Below are 15,539 nucleotides of genomic sequence, written 5' to 3' on the forward strand. Positions count from 1 at the left end.
AATCAGCAGAACCATAAATTTAGAAATTCCTGTTACTTACAAATTTACTATCTAATTGATAATAAATTATATTAAAATCATGTATTTTTTTCTCCAGAAAACGGGTAACATCCTGAAGCTGGTCATCTGATATTTCTTCAACCTTTATCCTGAATCCTTTACTTAGAAAACTTCCGAAATAGAAACCGTCTCTGGTGATTTCAACTTCATTATCCGAGATCTTTTTAAATCCGGGGTTTTTAAGGTCTTTTCTGGATAAAGCATTAATGAGCTTATGCTTTTCAAGATGATTGGTAACAATTCCCCAGGAGTAAATCGGCAGTGCTACCTCAATTTTTTTAACAGGATAATCCTCCAGTTTGGAAAGGTAGCTTTTTAAAACCGTCACATCCAGAATAGAATTTTTGTTGGAGTTCTCCAATGGTGAAGAAGTAGAGTAGCACATCAGGTAGACTTTTTCTACCGGTGGTACTCCGGTCTGACCTTTGTCTTTAACCTGATGAAGGCGTAGGGTACAGGTAATCTCTTTTCCGGAAACTCTTTTCAGCTCCTTCAAAAATTTAAAATAATCATTCCTGGTTCCGGCTGTCCAGTCACAGTCAATCTGAATTTCATTATGAATCTTTAAATCATATTCTTTGGCTTTCTTCTGAATCAGATTATGAATGTTTTTTGCAAGAAACCTGATCTCTTCCGCGGAAATATGATACATGGACTGGTTCGTGATAAAAACAGTCGGCACGATTTGCTTATCTGTCTGAAAACTCCTGTCTTTGGTTATAACAGCAACCGGCTGAAATTGTCCGCCGGATTTATCTATATCAAAAAATCTGGTGTACAGATAGGGAACTTGACCCTTGTCCAAAGCTTTTTTCTCTTCCTGATCCAGCTTAAGATTTGTTTTCCAGTAATAAAAAGTATAAGGATGGTTCTTTTTCCCCCTGCACGAAACAATGAGAAGCAGGACAAGCAGGACCTTTAATACTTTCATCGTTTATACAGTTTGCTTTCGCAGGAACAGATATCCTGTGTTCCGCTTTCCATGCTGGAGCAGCAGTCTTCAGATTTCTTAATGTTTCCTTCTTTATCCGTCAGGTAGATGTTATCCTTATCGAATTTCACATAAAAATTTTCACCGTATGTTTTGAAATCTACCTTCATTACTTTTGGATTGTATTTTCCGGCATTTACTTCCTCGGTGGTTTCAGTGCTGTCCGCCTGATTTACCTGAACAAATCCGAAATAAACATCACCGTTTTTCTTTACATCCAAATAATAAGATGGGGTTCCCGATCCGCTGAATCCTTCAATGATATTAAAGCTTCTGTAGCCTACAAACGGTGCTTTTGTCTGAGCAAAGGATAAAATGCTGATGCACAAGATCACTAAACTTAAAATCTTTTTCATATATTTTTTTTCAAAAGTAAAAATATTTAATCAAAAATTAAACCGTAAAAACCCGGAGATTGCTTATTTAGGGCATTTATAGGATCTTTTTAACCACAAAAGCCACAAAAGATTCTTGATGAATGAGATTCACATAAAGAAAATCTGAGATTTTCGTAAAGCTTAAGTACTTATATTCACAAAGCTTGTTGATTAAAATAACTTAAGTGTTTAAATAACTTTTGTGACTTTTGTGGTTAAATATTTAATCAGTTAAAAACAGAAAAACCACTCCAAATAGGAATGGTCTTTATTATTGATTTGAAAGTTAGATTAGAAAACAGTCGCTGCCAGCTGAATTCTTGCGTATTTATTGGAAGGATTCCACATCGCCATCATAGAAACCGGCAGACTGTAGTGTTCTGTAATTTTAATGGTCTTACCTGCTTTTACTCCTACATTAACAATATCAAAGCTGTTTTCACCATTGCCATAGAGGAAATGTTTGTCGTTGAGGGCAAACCCGGCACCAATAAACGCATCCAGATTCACTTTCTCCCCGGCGATAACCGGATAGCTCGCCTGAATATAGGTAGAGTATCTATTTTTCTTATAGCTTCCATCAGATTCCAGAACCACTTCGCCCGCATTGGCTCCTCCGTACAGCATGATATCCGCTTCAATATTCAATGGGAATGATGGTCCGAAAGTATAATTGGTCCTAAGGTCAATGATGTGGGCAGTTCTTCTCTGTGAGTAACTGAAAATGTCGTCTGCGGCTACAGCGGTATTAATGTTTCTGGAATTATACAAATCCCACAATCCAATATAAAAACGGTTATGGGAGTATTGGATGTAGTAGTTGATCTCCTTATAATGGGTGCCGTCTTTATCGTCAGCTAATGCCGAGGCACCCCAAATACCAATCTTCCATTTCTTTTCAGAATCCAGAGCGTAAGAAAGATTTCCCATCACCACAGGTTTATCTGTAATGATCAGGCCTCTCCATAAGTGATTATTCTGAATATTGGCGGTAAAGTCCAGCCTGTTGCTCTCCTTAGGTTCCTCGCTCTCCTGAGAGAATAGTTTTCCTGTGCCCAAAATAATCAGGCATGCAATTTTTAAAATTTTCATCGGGTATTTTTTAATGTATTATTCCAAAAAGAACGGCAGCGATAACAGCGCCCAGAATGGGTCCGGCAACTGGGATCCATGCGTATCCCCAGTCACTGCTGCCTTTTACTGGAAGTACTGCATGCATAATCCTTGGAGCCAAATCTCTTGCAGGATTGATGGCATAACCGGTTGTTCCACCCAGTGATAAGCCAATGGCCCAAACCAGTAAGGTAACAGGAAGGGCTCCTACAGAACCGAGTCCTACTTTAGCGGTCGGATCCGCATTCAGAGAAATGCTAGGGTCCGAAAAATGAAAGATGACAAATACCAGTACAAACGTTCCGATAATCTCGCTGATTAAATTGGAAAATGTGTTCCTGATAGCCGGCCCGGTACTGAAACAGGCGAGCTTTGCGCCTTCATCTTCCGTAATGGCAAAATGGTCTTTGTTGAAAAGCCAGACCAGGAAAGCTCCCAGCATTCCACCGAGCAGCTGTGCAGCAATATAAGATGGAACCAAGTCCCACGAGAATTTTCCTGCAACTGCCAGTCCGATCGTTACAGCCGGGTTCAGATGGGCACCACTTGCCGGACCGGCAACGGTGACACCGACAAAAACTGCCAGTGCCCAGGCTGTCGTAATGACGATCCATCCTGAATTATTTCCTTTAGTATCCTTTAAGACAACATTGGCTACAACACCGTTGCCTAATAATATAAGAAGCATTGTTCCTACAAGTTCTGCGGTAAATGGGGTCATGAGTAGTTTTTTTAATATTAAGGATTAATCTTCGATCCAGCTTTGGGAACGTTTTACAGCTTTGTTCCAGAAATGAATCATGTTATCTGCTTTTTCTTTATCCACTTTTGGATGGAAATCCTCGTCTACAACCCATTGAGATTGTATTTCATTAATATCCTTCCAATATCCTACTGCTAAACCTGCAAGATAGGCTGCTCCTAAAGCTGTGGTCTCAAGCGTTTTTGGTCTTGTGATCTTAAAACCGAAAAGGTCAGACTGTATCTGCATCAGAAGATCACTTGCAGAAGCTCCGCCATCTACTCTGAGTTCCATACTTGGTGTTCCGGAATCTGCTTCCATGGATTTTACAATATCGTACACCTGGAATGCTATTCCTTCCAAAGTTGCCCTTGCAATGTGTCCATCAGTTGTTCCCCGGGTTACTCCTACAATAGTTCCTCTTGCGTACTGGTCCCAATACGGTGCTCCTAATCCTGTAAGTGCAGGCACAAAGTAAACACCTCCGTTATCTTCAACACTTGCTGCCAGATCATTCACTTCTTCTGCGGAACGGATAAGTTTCAGCCCGTCTCTCAGCCACTGTATCGCTGCTCCGCCTACAAATACACTTCCTTCAAGGGCATAATTTACTTCTCCATTGATCTTCCATGCCACTGTTGTTAACAGGTTGTTTTTAGAAGAAACAGCTTCTGTTCCTGTATTCATTAATAGGAAACATCCTGTTCCATACGTATTCTTTACCATTCCGGGAGTAATACACATCTGTCCGAATAAGGCGGCCTGCTGGTCTCCTGCAATCCCTGCAATTGGTATTTTTGTAGAAAATAAAGTGGTTGCAGTTTCTCCATAGATCTCACTGCTCTGTTTTACTTCAGGAAGAACAGATCTTGGAATATCAAACAGATCCAGAAGATCCTGATCCCATTCTAAGGTATGAATATTCAGAAGCATGGTTCTGCTGGCATTGGAAACATCGGTGATGAACATTTTTCCGCGCGTAAGCTTCCAGATAAGCCATGTGTCAACGGTTCCGAAACATAATTTTCCTTCTGCTGCTTTTTCCCTTGCTCCTTCTACGTGATCCAGGATCCATTTTAGTTTGGTTGCTGAAAAATAGGCATCCAGGACAAGTCCGGTTTTCTCTTTAATGATTTCGGCATGCCCCTGCTCTTTTAATTCATCACAATACTTAGAAGTTCTTCTGTCCTGCCAGACAATAGCATTGTAAATAGGTTCACCGGTTTCTTTATCCCAGACAACGGTTGTTTCACGTTGGTTGGTGATACCGATGGCAGCTACTTCCAGCCCGGAAATGCCTGCTTTGGCGATAACTTCTGCGGCAACGGATATCTGGGATGACCATATTTCGTTCGGATCATGCTCTACCCATCCCGGAGTAGGGTAGATTTGTTCAAAATTTTTCTGGGAGATATATTCGATAGCTCCGCTGTGATTGAATAAGATGGCTCTAGAAGAAGTTGTACCCTGGTCTAAAGCGAGAATCAATTTTTCCTTCATACTGCAAAGTTTTAATTATGAGTAATAGTTTTGGGAGAGTAAGGGGTTAATAAATACCCTTGTGCTAATTCAATAAATTCTTTTTCCTGTTCAGTGGCCCATTCCTGGGAATATCCTTTTTCTTTGGCAATAAGCTGTGCAATAGTATGTGCACTGTCGATCGCAGCTCTTGCATCTAAAAATAAAAGACGGACTCTTCTGGCAAGAATGTCTTCAATGGTTTCCGCCATTTCGTGTCTTATGGCCCAGACTGCTTCTGCAATAGTAAAAGCATGGTCAGGATGAATCTTTTGAGAATATTGAGGATCACTGCTCTGCAATGATTTTATGGCTGGAATATCGGATCCGTAAACATACAGATGGCTGGTGCGGTCTACAAGTTCTGCTTTCATATTACCATGAATAGACATATTTTCTGTTTGAGAAGGTCCTCCATTTAAATGAAGGATCTCTACAGCTTTATCAATAGTATCTTCCGCCATTTTACGGTAAGTGGTCCATTTTCCGCCGATGATGGAAACCAATCCTGTATCGGAAGCAATGACTTTGTGGCTGCGGGAAACTTCCTTAGTGCTTTTGCCTCCTTCTTTTGGAGCGGCAAGAGGTCTTAATCCGGCGAACATCGATTTTACATCTTCTCTGGTTGGCTTCTTCGCTAAATATTGTCTTGCTGTGTTTAAAACAAAATTAATTTCAGATTCCAACGCGTGCGGCTCAAAGCTTGGGCTTTCCAGAAGGGTATCTGTAGTTCCTACCAATGCTCTGTCGTGCCATGGAACAACAAAAAGAACCCTGCCGTCTGATGTTTTTGGAATCATAATCGCATCGTCACTTTTCAGGAAAGATTTATCCAATACTAAATGGATACCCTGGCTTGGAACTACAAATTTACCATGCTTAGGATTGTTCATATTCAAAATGTCATTCGTGAATACCCCTGTTGCATTGATAACTGCTTTCGCACGAAGTTCGTACTGCTGGTTGGTAAACTGATCTTCTGCTTTAACTCCGTTTATTTTTCCGGAATCATTTTTTAGAAGACCGGTTACTTTCATATAATTAACTGCGCTACCTCCTTTTTCGATCAGAGTCTGGGTTAAATTGATTGCTAATCTTGCATCATCAAACTGCCCGTCTTGATATACCACGCCACTTGCAAGGTTATGCTGTTCAATGGTTGGTAATTTTTCAACCGTTTTGGATTTGCTGATGTATTTTGTTTTTCCAAGACTAAGCTTTCCGGCAAGGAAGTCATAAATAGATAATCCTATTTTATAATAAATACCTCCCCACCAAGTATAGTTAGGAATAATAAATGACTGGTTTTTTACTACGTGTGCTGCGTTTTGGGCCAAAAGTCCTCTTTCTTTCAGAGCTTCTTTTACAAGTCCGATATCCCCCTGTGCAAGATATCTTACGCCACCATGCACCAGTTTGGTGCTTCGGCTGGATGTTGCTTTGGCAAAATCGTGTGATTCAAGAAGCAGGGTTTTGAATCCTCTGCTGGTTGCATCCAATGCTGAACCCAGGCCGCTGGCTCCACCTCCGATAATGATGAAGTCCCATTCCTGAACACTGGATAATTTATTAATTTCTTCGTTTCGTTTCATAAATGTTTCGTTTATGTTTCGTTTTCAAATGTATAAATTAAAAATGAAACTAAAAAGAAAATAAATGAAATTTTATCGGTCTCGAAAAAAAATGGTATTTTTGATGAAAGAATCAGAATGGAAAAGTTAATACCAAGGCACGATGATATATTAAAGGAACTGGATGAAAAGGGGCATGTTCTTGTACAGGATCTGTGTGAGAAGTTCAATGTTTCGTCGGTTACGGTCCGAAAGGATCTGAATTATCTCGAAAGTCTGGGATTGCTTTTCCGAAACCATGGTGGGGCAAGTAAGCATGTAAGATATGCTTATGAAAGAAATGTAGATGAAAAGGAAAACATCAATGTAGAAGCCAAGCAGAATATTGCGAAAGCAGCTTTAAAGCTTATCCAGGAGAATGACTGTATTATTTTAGCTTCAGGGACTACGATGCATTATTTAGCGAGAATGCTGGTGAACTTTGGGCCTCTTACGGTTTTAACCTCTTCTTTAAGAGTGGCTATAGAGCTGTGCAACAATCCTAATATTAATATCATACAGTTAGGAGGAGAAGTCCGGAAAAGTTCGACTTCCATTGTAGGTTCCATTTCTGAAGGAATTCTCAAGCAGTTTTCCTGTAATAAACTTTTTCTGGGAGTGGATGGGATTGATATTGAATTCGGGATCAGTACTTCCAATGCTGCGGAAGCTCATTTGAATCAGCTTATGATAGAATGTTCTGAAAAAGTGGTCATTCTCGGTGATTCATCAAAACTGAATAAAAAAGGCTTTGGAAAGATCGCTTCTCTGGATAAAGTAGATTATCTGATTACGGATAATGGGATTGGGGAGGAAGATAAATCTGCATTGGAGGAAAGGGGGGTTACGGTCATTGTAAAATAGGTTTCATTTAGTTTATCAAATAATAAATATTTAAAATAGAGACAGTCTGGTTTTAGAAAGTCCCTATTTTAAATTGAAAATTAGTAGGCTTATACGTTCCAGAAAAATCTTTCTTTGTTTTTGCTTTCCGCTCCAAGCAATGTGTAGAATTTAATGGCCCTTGTATTGAAGCTCGGGGTTTGCCATTGGATTATCGAGCAGCCTTCTTCTTTTGAGCAGGCTCTTATTAATTCCATTATTTGCTTTCCTGTTCCGTTTCCTCTTGCATTCTCTTTTAGGAATAAGCAGTCAACATACATATAATAGCTGGCATCCCAGGTTGAAAACTGCTTGAAAAAGGTTGCATATCCTATTATTTCAGTGCCGGACTTGGCGATCAGACATTTTATATTTGAATCCGGATCAAGGATATATTTAGAAAGCAGTTCCTTTTTGTTTTCTTCCTTAAAAGAGCTTCTTTCATACAGAGCATGGGTTTTACACAGTTCAATAATGGAGCTCAGGTCTTTTTTCTCGGCAAATCTTATTTTCATATTTCTTAATTAATAATTTAACAGGCACATACGAATGTGGAGCCATTTGTAGAATTAGTTCCTTCTGTAGCATAGCCATCGAACTTCCACCATTCAATTCCTCCCATTAATTCAAGGACTTTAAATCCTAATAGAGTCATTTTTAAAGCTCCTTTTGTAGAGGCGTTACATCCGATCCCATCACAATAGCAGACGTATATTTTTGATTTGTCAAGATGCTGGGTATTCTCTTCTGTCATTTCCCGATGAGGAAGATTAATTGCGGATGGAATGTGTTCTTTGCTATAGCCATCTGACCTTCTGGTATCTACTGCTACATAATCTGTACTGTTTTGAAATGCATCATATAAGTCTGAGGGGTCCATTTCATACATTAATTTTTTCTGGTAGAATTCAATTTGTTCTTGCATAATTTTTAAATTGTTTATAGTGCAAAACTATACCCAGGCTTCTTTTTTTCCTAAGATTGAAACTGAATGCTTTACAGCTTTAATTGAAATATTTTCAGATATTGTTTTTCGGTATATTGTTAACTTTGCAGTATGGAAATCAAGTTTTTAAAGCTTATTAAAACAATTGCGGAAGAGGGAAGTATTGCCGGTTCTTCTGAAAAACTTTTTTTGACGCAGTCTGCATTAAGTCATCAGCTTAAGGATCTGGAAATCCAGCTTGGTTTTAAGGTGTTTTACAGAACACGGAACAAATGGGAATTAACTGAAGAGGGAAATGTGCTTTACAAAACTGCCTGTACGGTAATGGATAGTATTGGTAACGGTCTAAATGCTATTCAGCAGATAAGAGCTGGAGCAGCAGGTACAATCAAAATCAGTACGGAATGTTATTCATTCTATCAGGGATTGCCATTATTTATTCAAAAAATGAAAGTGTTATATCCTGAAATTGAGGTGGATTTGGTATTGGAGGCTACTCATAAGCCTGTTTTGAAAGTAATATCCAATGAAATTGACATTGCAGTCGTTACTTCAAAGCCTTCCGGCAATAAAGAATTGGTAAGCATTGAGGTTTTTGAGGATGAAATTTTTGCTGTCCTTCATCAGGAGAATCTTCTGAATGATTCGGAATACCTGACTGCTGATGATTTTCTGGATGTTCATTTAATTATTCATTCTTTTCCGCTAAAAACAGTTTCTGTTTATGAGGAATTTCTGAATCCAAATGGAATAGTTCCGGCGAAAATTTCTGCGGTTCCCTTAACGGAAGTTACTTTGGAAATGGTACAAGCTAACATAGGGATTACCTGTATGCCAAAATGGGCATTAAAGTTATTTAAGCTATCTGATGAATTGAAGTTTAAAAAAATCGGAAGTAAGGGCTTGAAAAGAAAGCATTACCTGGTAGTAAGAAAATCAGATATTGGAAAAAAATATATTAATGATTTTCTTTTGAACTTCAAAGAGTATTTTCAAAATTTCGGATAGTTTTTTATTCGAAATCGCTAATTGATTAAAAATCAAAATATTTTACTCTAAATATTTGTCAGTTATAAAAATATTCATAAATTTGCACACTCCATTTTAGGGGCGTAGTATGCCTATATCAAAAGTAGAAATTACTTCAGACCTCCTAAAAATGTGGAAATTAGAAAGATAAATTTTATTTAATATAAACAATGTCAGGTATTATTGGTAAAAAAATCGGTATGACGTCTTTGTTTAACGAAGAAGGAAAGAATATTCCTTGTACAGTTATTCAGGCTGGTCCATGCTCGGTTTTACAGGTCAGAACCATAGAAAAGGACGGCTACAAGTCAGTTCAGTTAGGTTTCGATGACAAGAGTGAAAAGAACGTAGGTAAAGCGTTAGCTGGCCATTTTAAAAAGGCTGGTTCTGCTCCAAAAGCTAAGTTGGTAGAATTCTACAGAGAATTCGTAGACGAAGTAAAAGTAGGAGAAGAAGTAAAAGTTGATTTATTCTCTGAAGGAGAGTATGTTGACGTAACAGGAACTTCAAAAGGTAAAGGTTTCCAGGGTGTTGTTAAAAGACATGGCTTTGGAGGTGTAATGCAAGCTACTCATGGTCAGCACAACAGACTTAGAGCTCCAGGTTCTATCGGTGCTGGATCGGATCCTTCAAGAGTATTCAAAGGAATGAGAATGGCGGGTAGAATGGGAGGTAAGCAGGTAACTGTACAAAACCTTCAAGTATTAAAAGTGGATCAAGAACAAAATCTTTTAGTAGTAAAAGGTGCTGTTCCGGGAGCTAAAAATTCTTATGTAATTATCAGAAAATGGAACTAGTAGTATTAAATACATCAGGAAAAGAGACCGGAAGAAAAGTAACTCTAGACGAATCAGTATTCGGAATTGAGCCAAATCAGCACGCGGTTTACTTAGAAGTTAAACAGTACCTTGCAGCACAGAGACAAGGGACTCATAAATCAAAAGAAAGAAGCGAAATTACTGCTTCTACTAAAAAACTTAAGAAGCAAAAAGGATCTGGTTCTGCTAGATATGGTGATATCAAATCTCCAACTTTCAGAGGTGGAGGTAGAGTATTCGGACCAAAACCAAGAGACTACAGATTCAAATTGAACAAAGCTCTTAAGAGATTAGCTAAAAAATCTGTTTTATCTCAGAAAATGAGAGACAACAGCATCAGAGTAATGGAAGATATGAGCTTAAACGCTCCTAAAACTAAAGATTTCATCACGATCCTAAATGCATTGGCATTGAACGATAAGAAGTCTCTATTTGTTCTTCCTGAAGCTAACAAGAATGTGTATTTATCTTCAAGAAACTTACCTAAAACTAAAGTAATGAACTTCAACGAAATTAGTTCATATGACTTAATGAATGCAGGTGAGATCGTATTCTTAGAAGGTGCAGTTGAAAAATTCCAGGAAAATTTAAAGAAATAAATCATGTCACTTATTATTAAACCAGTTATCTCAGAAAAGGCTAATTACCTTACAGATTTAAGAGGTTCTTATTCTTTCTTAGTAGATCCTAAGGCTAATAAGATCCAGATTAAAAAAGCTGTTGAAGCAGCTTACGGTGTAAAAGTAGCAGACGTTAACACAATGATTTATGCTCCGAAGGTTTCTTCAAAATACACTAAAAAAGGTCTTCAAGTAGGGAAGACAAATAAATTGAAAAAGGCGGTAATCAAGCTTGTTGAAGGTGAAGTTATCGATATTTTTGCTGTAAATTAATTATTAATTATAAATAATAGTAATGTCTGTTAGAAAATTAAAACCTATCACCCCAGGACAGAGATTCAGAATTGTAAACAATTTTGAGGAAATTACTACCAACAAACCAGAGAAATCTCTAACAGTTGGTATTAGTAAGTCAGGTGGACGTAACCAAACTGGTAAAATGACCATGCGTTACACCGGAGGTGGACACAAAAAGAAATACAGAATTATCGACTTCAAAAGAAACAAGCATGATGTTGAAGCAACGGTAAAAACTGTAGAATATGATCCAAACAGAACTGCATTTATCGCTTTATTAGAGTACGCAGATGGAGAGAAGAGATACATCATCGCTCCAAACGGTATCAAAGTAGATCAGAAAGTAGTTTCAGGAGAAAGCGTTGAACCAAACGTAGGTAACGCAATGAAATTGAAAAATATTCCATTGGGTACTGTAATTTCTTGTGTTGAAATGAAGCCTGGACAAGGTGCTATTTTAGCAAGAAGTGCTGGTTCTTCAGCTCAATTAACTTCAAGAGACGGAAAATATGCAATCATCAAATTGCCTTCAGGAGAATCCAGAATGATCCTTACTGAATGTTATGCAATGATTGGATCTGTTTCTAACTCTGATCATCAGTTAACTGTTTCAGGTAAGGCTGGTAGAAGCAGATGGTTAGGTAGAAGACCTAGAACTAGACCGGTAGTAATGAACCCTGTAGATCACCCAATGGGAGGTGGTGAAGGACGTTCTTCTGGAGGTCACCCAAGATCTAGAAACGGTATGCCGGCTAAAGGTTACAAAACCAGAAAGAAAAACAAAGCGTCTAACCGTCATATCATATCTAAAAGAAAATAATTATGGCAAGATCACTTAAAAAAGGACCATTCATTCATCATACTTTAGATAAGAAGGTTCAGACAAACATAGAGTCTGGTAAGAAGACAGTTATTAAAACTTGGTCTAGAGCATCGATGATCTCTCCAGACTTCGTAGGACAAACTATTGCAGTACACAACGGGAAATCTTTTATCCCTGTTTATGTTACAGAAAACATGGTAGGTCACAAGTTAGGCGAATTTTCTCCAACAAGATCTTTCAGAGGTCATGGTGGTAACAAAAATAAAGGAAGCAGATAATCATGGGATCAAGAAAACAAGATAGTTCAATCGCAAGAAAAGAAGCTAACAAAGACGTTGTAAAAGCTTCATTAAATGACTGCCCATCATCTCCAAGAAAAATGAGATTAGTTGCTGATATCATTAGAGGAGAGCAGGTAGATAAAGCTCTTTATATCCTAAAATATTCTAAAAAAGAAGCCTCTAACAAATTAGAGAAATTACTTCTTTCTGCTATGGCAAACTGGCAGACTAAAAATGAAGGTGCTGATATTGAAGAAGCAAACCTTATCATTAAAGAAATCTTCGTGGATAGTGCAAGACAATTGAAGAGACTAAGACCAGCTCCGCAAGGTAGAGGGTATAGAATCAGAAAAAGATCTAACCACGTTACATTAATCTTAGGTAATAAAGAAAATTAATCAAGGTATGGGACAGAAGACAAATCCAATTGGTAACAGATTAGGTATCATCAGAGGATGGGATTCTAACTGGTTTGGCGGAAACGATTATGGAGACAGAATCGCGGAAGACTACAAAATCAGAAGATACCTTGAGGCTAGATTATCTAAAGGTGGGATTTCAAAAATTTATATTGAAAGAACACTAAAATTAGTAACAGTGACGATCACTACTGCTAGACCGGGACTTATCATCGGTAAAGGAGGTCAGGAAGTTGATAAATTGAAAGAAGAATTGAAGAAACTTACAGGTAAGGATATTCAAATCAATATTTTCGAAATCAAAAGACCTGAACTTGATGCAGTATTAGTGGCTGACAGCATCTCTAAGCAAATTGAAAACAGAATTTCTTACAGAAGAGCTGTTAAAATGGCAATGGCTAGTACAATGAGAATGGGTGCTGAAGGTATCAAAGTTCAAATCTCTGGTAGATTGAACGGAGCTGAAATGGCAAGAAGCGAATCTTTCAAAGACGGAAGAATTCCTTTGTCTACTTTCAGAGCTGATATCGATTATCACTGGGCTGAAGCTCATACTACTTATGGTAGACTAGGAGTAAAAGTTTGGATCATGAAAGGAGAGGTTTACGGTAAAAGAGATCTTTCTCCACTAGTGGGACAACAGAAAAAAGGAGGTCCTTCAGGAGGCGGAAACAGAGGAGACAGAGACAACAGAAGACCTAGAAAAAATAACAATAATAACAATAATAATTAAAAATTTTAGGTTAGAAATTTTGAATTTTAAATTACCGTTACTTTTTTAAAATATAAAAAATCTAAAATCTAAAATCTAAAATCTAAAATTTAGAAATTATGTTACAACCAAAAAGAACCAAATTCCGTAGAGTTCACAAGATGAAGATGAAGGGGATTGCTCAAAGAGGTAATCAACTGGCTTACGGAACTTTTGGAATCAAAGCTATAGAAGGTGCTTGGATCACTGCAAGACAAATCGAAGCTGCTCGTATCGCTGCGACAAGATATATGAAGAGAGAAGGTCAGCTATGGATCAAAATCTTCCCGGATAAGCCAATTACTAAAAAACCAGCCGAAGTTCGTATGGGTAAAGGTAAAGGTGCTGTGGAATATTGGGTAGCTGTAGTAAAACCAGGTAAAATTATGTTCGAAATCGGAGGAGTATCTTACGAAATCGCTAAGGAAGCTTTAAGACTTGCTGCACAGAAATTACCGGTAGTTACTAAATTCGTAGTTGCTAACGATTTTGTTAAACCTCTATAATCTTTGATACAATGAAACAAGCTGATATTAAAAATTTAAGCGCGGGTGATATTCAAGCAAAACTTGCTGAATTGAAAACTCAATATTCAAAACTGAAATTGGCTCACAAGATCAGTCCAATTGAAAACCCGATTCAAATCAGAGATTTGAGAAGATCGATCGCTAGACTAAACACTGAGTTAACCACTAAACAACAATAAGATTTTCATACATTATGGAAAGAAACTTAAGAAAAGAAAGAATCGGAATAGTTTCCAGCAATAAAATGGAAAAGACCATTGTTGTAAGTGAGACTACGAGAGTGAAACACCCGATGTACGGTAAATTCGTATTAAAAACGAAAAAATATACTGCACACGACGAAAACAACGAATGCACAGAAGGTGATACAGTTCTTATCCAAGAAACTAGACCTTTGAGCAAGAGCAAGAGATGGAGATTAGTAAGAATCATTGAAAAAGCTAAGTAATAATGTTACAAACAGAATCAAGATTAAAAGTTGCTGATAACACAGGTGCAAAAGAAGTACTAGTTATCAGAGTTCTGGGAGGAACCAGAAGAAGATATGCTTCAGTTGGTGATAAAATCGTTGTTACTATCAAGGATTCTACACCATCAGGAAATGCTAAAAAAGGTCAGGTATCTAAAGCTGTAGTAGTAAGAACTAAAAAAGCAGTTAGAAGAAAAGATGGTTCATACATCAAATTCGAAGACAATGCTTGTGTATTACTAAACGCAGCGGGAGAAATGAGAGGAACACGTGTTTTCGGACCGGTTGCTCGTGAGTTGAGAGACAAAGAATATATGAAAATCATTTCATTAGCTCCTGAAGTACTTTAATTTTTAAAATTTTTAAAAGAAAATGTCAAAGTTAAAAATAAAAAGAGGAGATAACGTCATCATTACTACTGGTAAGAAAGATATCAAAGGTAAGACAGGTGAAGTTATTGAAGTGATCAAGAAAGAAGGAAAAGACCCTAGAGTAATCGTTGCAGGACTTAACATCGTTAAAAAACACGTTAAGCCTTCAGCTTCTAACCCTCAAGGTGGGATTACTGAAAAGGAAGCTTCTATCCATATCTCAAACGTAGCCCTAGTTGGTAAAGACGGAAAAGCTATCAAAATCGGTTACAAAATCGATGGAGATAAGAAAGTAAGAATCGATAGAAAAACGGGTGAAACTTTATAATTTGAATTAACACATGGAATTTATAGCAAGACCCAAAAATATATACAGAGAGAAAATTGTTCCTGCAATGATGGAAGAATTTGGGTACAAATCTGTAATGCAGGTACCTAAATTGGAAAAAATCATCCTATCTCAAGGATTAGGTGATGCCACTGCAGACAAGAAAATCATTGATTATGCTGTAGAAGAATTAACAATGATTACTGGCCAGAAAGCAGTAGGTACTATCTCTAAGAAAGACGAAGCAGCTTTCAAATTGAGAAAAGGTATGCCTGTAGGTGCTAAGGTAACATTGAGAGCTCATAAAATGTATGAATTCTTAGACAGACTTACTTCTTCTGCTTTACCACGTATCAGAGATTTCTCTGGTATCAAAGCAGACGGGTTCGATGGTAGAGGTAATTACAACTTAGGTATTACTGAGCAGATTATCTTCCCTGAAATCGTAATTGACAAAGTGAAAAAAATCCAGGGGATGGACATCACTTTCGTTACAACTGCGAAAACAGATAAAGAAGCTAAAGCATTATTAACTCACTTCGGTTTACCATTCAAAAAGAACTAAGA

The 15,539-nt window shown here is 37.7% G+C and carries 23 protein-coding genes; 15 read left to right on the top strand and 8 right to left on the bottom strand.

Going from position 1 to position 15,539, the window contains the following annotated elements:
* Positions 1-19 precede the first annotated feature (19 nt).
* From LC418_RS04280 to LC418_RS04305, 6 genes are all read right to left on the bottom strand, one after another.
* Positions 20-991 (bottom strand): hypothetical protein, encoded by a 972-nt coding sequence (locus LC418_RS04280; RefSeq protein ID WP_223558230.1) that lies wholly within the window; start codon positions 989-991, stop codon positions 20-22.
* Positions 988-1,407: a hypothetical protein gene (locus tag LC418_RS04285; protein WP_223558231.1), complete on the bottom strand. Its 420-nt coding sequence runs from the start codon at positions 1,405-1,407 to the stop codon at positions 988-990. The genes LC418_RS04280 and LC418_RS04285 overlap by 4 nt, the downstream gene beginning before the upstream one ends.
* Positions 1,408-1,719: 312 nt before the next feature.
* Complete coding sequence (locus LC418_RS04290) at positions 1,720-2,520, bottom strand: hypothetical protein (RefSeq protein ID WP_223558232.1); 801 nt, start codon at positions 2,518-2,520, stop codon at positions 1,720-1,722.
* Between the two features lie 10 nt (positions 2,521-2,530).
* Complete coding sequence (locus LC418_RS04295; protein WP_223558233.1) at positions 2,531-3,262, bottom strand: MIP/aquaporin family protein; 732 nt, start codon at positions 3,260-3,262, stop codon at positions 2,531-2,533.
* Between the two features lie 24 nt (positions 3,263-3,286).
* Positions 3,287-4,783, bottom strand: a complete 1,497-nt coding sequence (gene glpK, locus LC418_RS04300) for a glycerol kinase GlpK (protein ID WP_111957068.1) — start codon at positions 4,781-4,783, stop codon at positions 3,287-3,289.
* An 11-nt stretch (positions 4,784-4,794) separates the two neighbouring features.
* Entirely contained in the window at positions 4,795-6,393 is a 1,599-nt protein-coding gene (locus tag LC418_RS04305; RefSeq protein WP_223558234.1) for a glycerol-3-phosphate dehydrogenase/oxidase, read from the bottom strand.
* A gap of 117 nt (positions 6,394-6,510) precedes the next feature.
* On the opposite strand from LC418_RS04305, the gene LC418_RS04310 reads away from it, so the two are divergent.
* The gene (locus tag LC418_RS04310; RefSeq protein WP_223558235.1) at positions 6,511-7,275 is read left to right on the top strand and encodes a DeoR/GlpR family DNA-binding transcription regulator; all 765 of its coding nucleotides are present in this window, start codon (positions 6,511-6,513) and stop codon (positions 7,273-7,275) included.
* An 89-nt stretch (positions 7,276-7,364) separates the two neighbouring features.
* Here LC418_RS04310 and LC418_RS04315 read toward each other — a convergent pair whose 3' ends face one another.
* Both LC418_RS04315 and LC418_RS04320 read right to left on the bottom strand, forming a co-directional pair.
* Positions 7,365-7,808 carry a GNAT family N-acetyltransferase gene (locus LC418_RS04315; RefSeq protein ID WP_223558236.1) on the bottom strand — a complete coding sequence of 148 codons (444 nt, stop codon included), beginning with the start codon at positions 7,806-7,808 and terminating at the stop codon, positions 7,365-7,367.
* 17 nt (positions 7,809-7,825) lie between these two features.
* Complete coding sequence (locus LC418_RS04320; protein WP_223558237.1) at positions 7,826-8,218, bottom strand: rhodanese-like domain-containing protein; 393 nt, start codon at positions 8,216-8,218, stop codon at positions 7,826-7,828.
* A 132-nt stretch (positions 8,219-8,350) separates the two neighbouring features.
* On the opposite strand from LC418_RS04320, the gene LC418_RS04325 reads away from it, so the two are divergent.
* The 14 genes from LC418_RS04325 to rplE all read left to right on the top strand — a co-directional run bounded on the left by LC418_RS04325 (position 8,351) and on the right by rplE (position 15,537).
* Positions 8,351-9,247 (top strand): LysR family transcriptional regulator, encoded by an 897-nt coding sequence (locus LC418_RS04325; protein ID WP_223558238.1) that lies wholly within the window; start codon positions 8,351-8,353, stop codon positions 9,245-9,247.
* A gap of 191 nt (positions 9,248-9,438) precedes the next feature.
* On the top strand, positions 9,439-10,065 hold the full coding sequence (rplC, locus tag LC418_RS04330; protein ID WP_034678007.1) for a 50S ribosomal protein L3: 627 nt from the start codon (positions 9,439-9,441) through the stop codon (positions 10,063-10,065).
* A complete protein-coding gene (gene rplD, locus LC418_RS04335; protein WP_111957081.1) occupies positions 10,056-10,685 on the top strand; it encodes a 50S ribosomal protein L4 in 630 nt (209 codons plus the stop codon). Before rplC ends, rplD begins: the two co-directional genes overlap by 10 nt.
* A 3-nt stretch (positions 10,686-10,688) precedes the next feature.
* On the top strand, positions 10,689-10,979 hold the full coding sequence (gene rplW / locus LC418_RS04340; RefSeq protein ID WP_034702844.1) for a 50S ribosomal protein L23: 291 nt from the start codon (positions 10,689-10,691) through the stop codon (positions 10,977-10,979).
* A gap of 22 nt (positions 10,980-11,001) precedes the next feature.
* Positions 11,002-11,823 (top strand): 50S ribosomal protein L2, encoded by an 822-nt coding sequence (gene rplB / locus LC418_RS04345; protein WP_111957083.1) that lies wholly within the window; start codon positions 11,002-11,004, stop codon positions 11,821-11,823.
* A 2-nt stretch (positions 11,824-11,825) separates the two neighbouring features.
* Positions 11,826-12,104 carry a 30S ribosomal protein S19 gene (gene rpsS / locus LC418_RS04350; RefSeq protein ID WP_034702850.1) on the top strand — a complete coding sequence of 93 codons (279 nt, stop codon included), beginning with the start codon at positions 11,826-11,828 and terminating at the stop codon, positions 12,102-12,104.
* 2 nt (positions 12,105-12,106) lie between these two features.
* Complete coding sequence (gene rplV / locus LC418_RS04355; protein ID WP_111957085.1) at positions 12,107-12,505, top strand: 50S ribosomal protein L22; 399 nt, start codon at positions 12,107-12,109, stop codon at positions 12,503-12,505.
* Positions 12,506-12,512: 7 nt separating this feature from the next.
* Positions 12,513-13,259 carry a 30S ribosomal protein S3 gene (rpsC, locus tag LC418_RS04360; protein ID WP_111957087.1) on the top strand — a complete coding sequence of 249 codons (747 nt, stop codon included), beginning with the start codon at positions 12,513-12,515 and terminating at the stop codon, positions 13,257-13,259.
* Between the two features lie 98 nt (positions 13,260-13,357).
* On the top strand, positions 13,358-13,783 hold the full coding sequence (rplP, locus tag LC418_RS04365) for a 50S ribosomal protein L16 (RefSeq protein ID WP_034738777.1): 426 nt from the start codon (positions 13,358-13,360) through the stop codon (positions 13,781-13,783).
* 11 nt (positions 13,784-13,794) lie between these two features.
* Positions 13,795-13,983, top strand: a complete 189-nt coding sequence (gene rpmC, locus LC418_RS04370) for a 50S ribosomal protein L29 (protein WP_034725985.1) — start codon at positions 13,795-13,797, stop codon at positions 13,981-13,983.
* Between the two features lie 11 nt (positions 13,984-13,994).
* Positions 13,995-14,252 (top strand): 30S ribosomal protein S17, encoded by a 258-nt coding sequence (gene rpsQ, locus LC418_RS04375; protein WP_053073319.1) that lies wholly within the window; start codon positions 13,995-13,997, stop codon positions 14,250-14,252.
* A 2-nt stretch (positions 14,253-14,254) separates the two neighbouring features.
* Positions 14,255-14,623, top strand: a complete 369-nt coding sequence (gene rplN, locus LC418_RS04380; RefSeq protein ID WP_007839504.1) for a 50S ribosomal protein L14 — start codon at positions 14,255-14,257, stop codon at positions 14,621-14,623.
* Between the two features lie 22 nt (positions 14,624-14,645).
* A complete protein-coding gene (gene rplX, locus LC418_RS04385) occupies positions 14,646-14,972 on the top strand; it encodes a 50S ribosomal protein L24 (RefSeq protein WP_111957089.1) in 327 nt (108 codons plus the stop codon).
* Positions 14,973-14,985: 13 nt separating this feature from the next.
* Positions 14,986-15,537, top strand: coding sequence for a 50S ribosomal protein L5 (gene rplE, locus LC418_RS04390; protein ID WP_111957091.1), 552 nt, complete (start codon positions 14,986-14,988; stop codon positions 15,535-15,537).
* Positions 15,538-15,539: the final 2 nt, after the last annotated feature.

Source organism: Chryseobacterium lathyri, from assembly GCF_019970085.1.
Classification (GTDB): Bacteria; Bacteroidota; Bacteroidia; order Flavobacteriales; family Weeksellaceae; genus Chryseobacterium; species Chryseobacterium lathyri.

What these genes read in the sequence shown, in the direction of transcription:
- LC418_RS04280 (WP_223558230.1), bottom strand. Translation starts at nt 991, where the DNA reads ATGAAAGTATTAAAGGTCCTGCTTGTCCTGCTTCTCATTGTTTCGTGC.
- LC418_RS04285 (WP_223558231.1), bottom strand. Translation starts at nt 1,407, where the DNA reads ATGAAAAAGATTTTAAGTTTAGTGATCTTGTGCATCAGCATTTTATCC.
- LC418_RS04290 (WP_223558232.1), bottom strand. Translation starts at nt 2,520, where the DNA reads ATGAAAATTTTAAAAATTGCATGCCTGATTATTTTGGGCACAGGAAAA.
- LC418_RS04295 (WP_223558233.1), bottom strand. Translation starts at nt 3,262, where the DNA reads ATGACCCCATTTACCGCAGAACTTGTAGGAACAATGCTTCTTATATTA.
- glpK (WP_111957068.1), bottom strand. Translation starts at nt 4,783, where the DNA reads ATGAAGGAAAAATTGATTCTCGCTTTAGACCAGGGTACAACTTCTTCT.
- LC418_RS04305 (WP_223558234.1), bottom strand. Translation starts at nt 6,393, where the DNA reads ATGAAACGAAACGAAGAAATTAATAAATTATCCAGTGTTCAGGAATGG.
- LC418_RS04310 (WP_223558235.1), top strand. Translation starts at nt 6,511, where the DNA reads ATGGAAAAGTTAATACCAAGGCACGATGATATATTAAAGGAACTGGAT.
- LC418_RS04315 (WP_223558236.1), bottom strand. Translation starts at nt 7,808, where the DNA reads ATGAAAATAAGATTTGCCGAGAAAAAAGACCTGAGCTCCATTATTGAA.
- LC418_RS04320 (WP_223558237.1), bottom strand. Translation starts at nt 8,218, where the DNA reads ATGCAAGAACAAATTGAATTCTACCAGAAAAAATTAATGTATGAAATG.
- LC418_RS04325 (WP_223558238.1), top strand. Translation starts at nt 8,351, where the DNA reads ATGGAAATCAAGTTTTTAAAGCTTATTAAAACAATTGCGGAAGAGGGA.
- rplC (WP_034678007.1), top strand. Translation starts at nt 9,439, where the DNA reads ATGTCAGGTATTATTGGTAAAAAAATCGGTATGACGTCTTTGTTTAAC.
- rplD (WP_111957081.1), top strand. Translation starts at nt 10,056, where the DNA reads ATGGAACTAGTAGTATTAAATACATCAGGAAAAGAGACCGGAAGAAAA.
- rplW (WP_034702844.1), top strand. Translation starts at nt 10,689, where the DNA reads ATGTCACTTATTATTAAACCAGTTATCTCAGAAAAGGCTAATTACCTT.
- rplB (WP_111957083.1), top strand. Translation starts at nt 11,002, where the DNA reads ATGTCTGTTAGAAAATTAAAACCTATCACCCCAGGACAGAGATTCAGA.
- rpsS (WP_034702850.1), top strand. Translation starts at nt 11,826, where the DNA reads ATGGCAAGATCACTTAAAAAAGGACCATTCATTCATCATACTTTAGAT.
- rplV (WP_111957085.1), top strand. Translation starts at nt 12,107, where the DNA reads ATGGGATCAAGAAAACAAGATAGTTCAATCGCAAGAAAAGAAGCTAAC.
- rpsC (WP_111957087.1), top strand. Translation starts at nt 12,513, where the DNA reads ATGGGACAGAAGACAAATCCAATTGGTAACAGATTAGGTATCATCAGA.
- rplP (WP_034738777.1), top strand. Translation starts at nt 13,358, where the DNA reads ATGTTACAACCAAAAAGAACCAAATTCCGTAGAGTTCACAAGATGAAG.
- rpmC (WP_034725985.1), top strand. Translation starts at nt 13,795, where the DNA reads ATGAAACAAGCTGATATTAAAAATTTAAGCGCGGGTGATATTCAAGCA.
- rplN (WP_007839504.1), top strand. Translation starts at nt 14,255, where the DNA reads ATGTTACAAACAGAATCAAGATTAAAAGTTGCTGATAACACAGGTGCA.
- rplX (WP_111957089.1), top strand. Translation starts at nt 14,646, where the DNA reads ATGTCAAAGTTAAAAATAAAAAGAGGAGATAACGTCATCATTACTACT.
- rplE (WP_111957091.1), top strand. Translation starts at nt 14,986, where the DNA reads ATGGAATTTATAGCAAGACCCAAAAATATATACAGAGAGAAAATTGTT.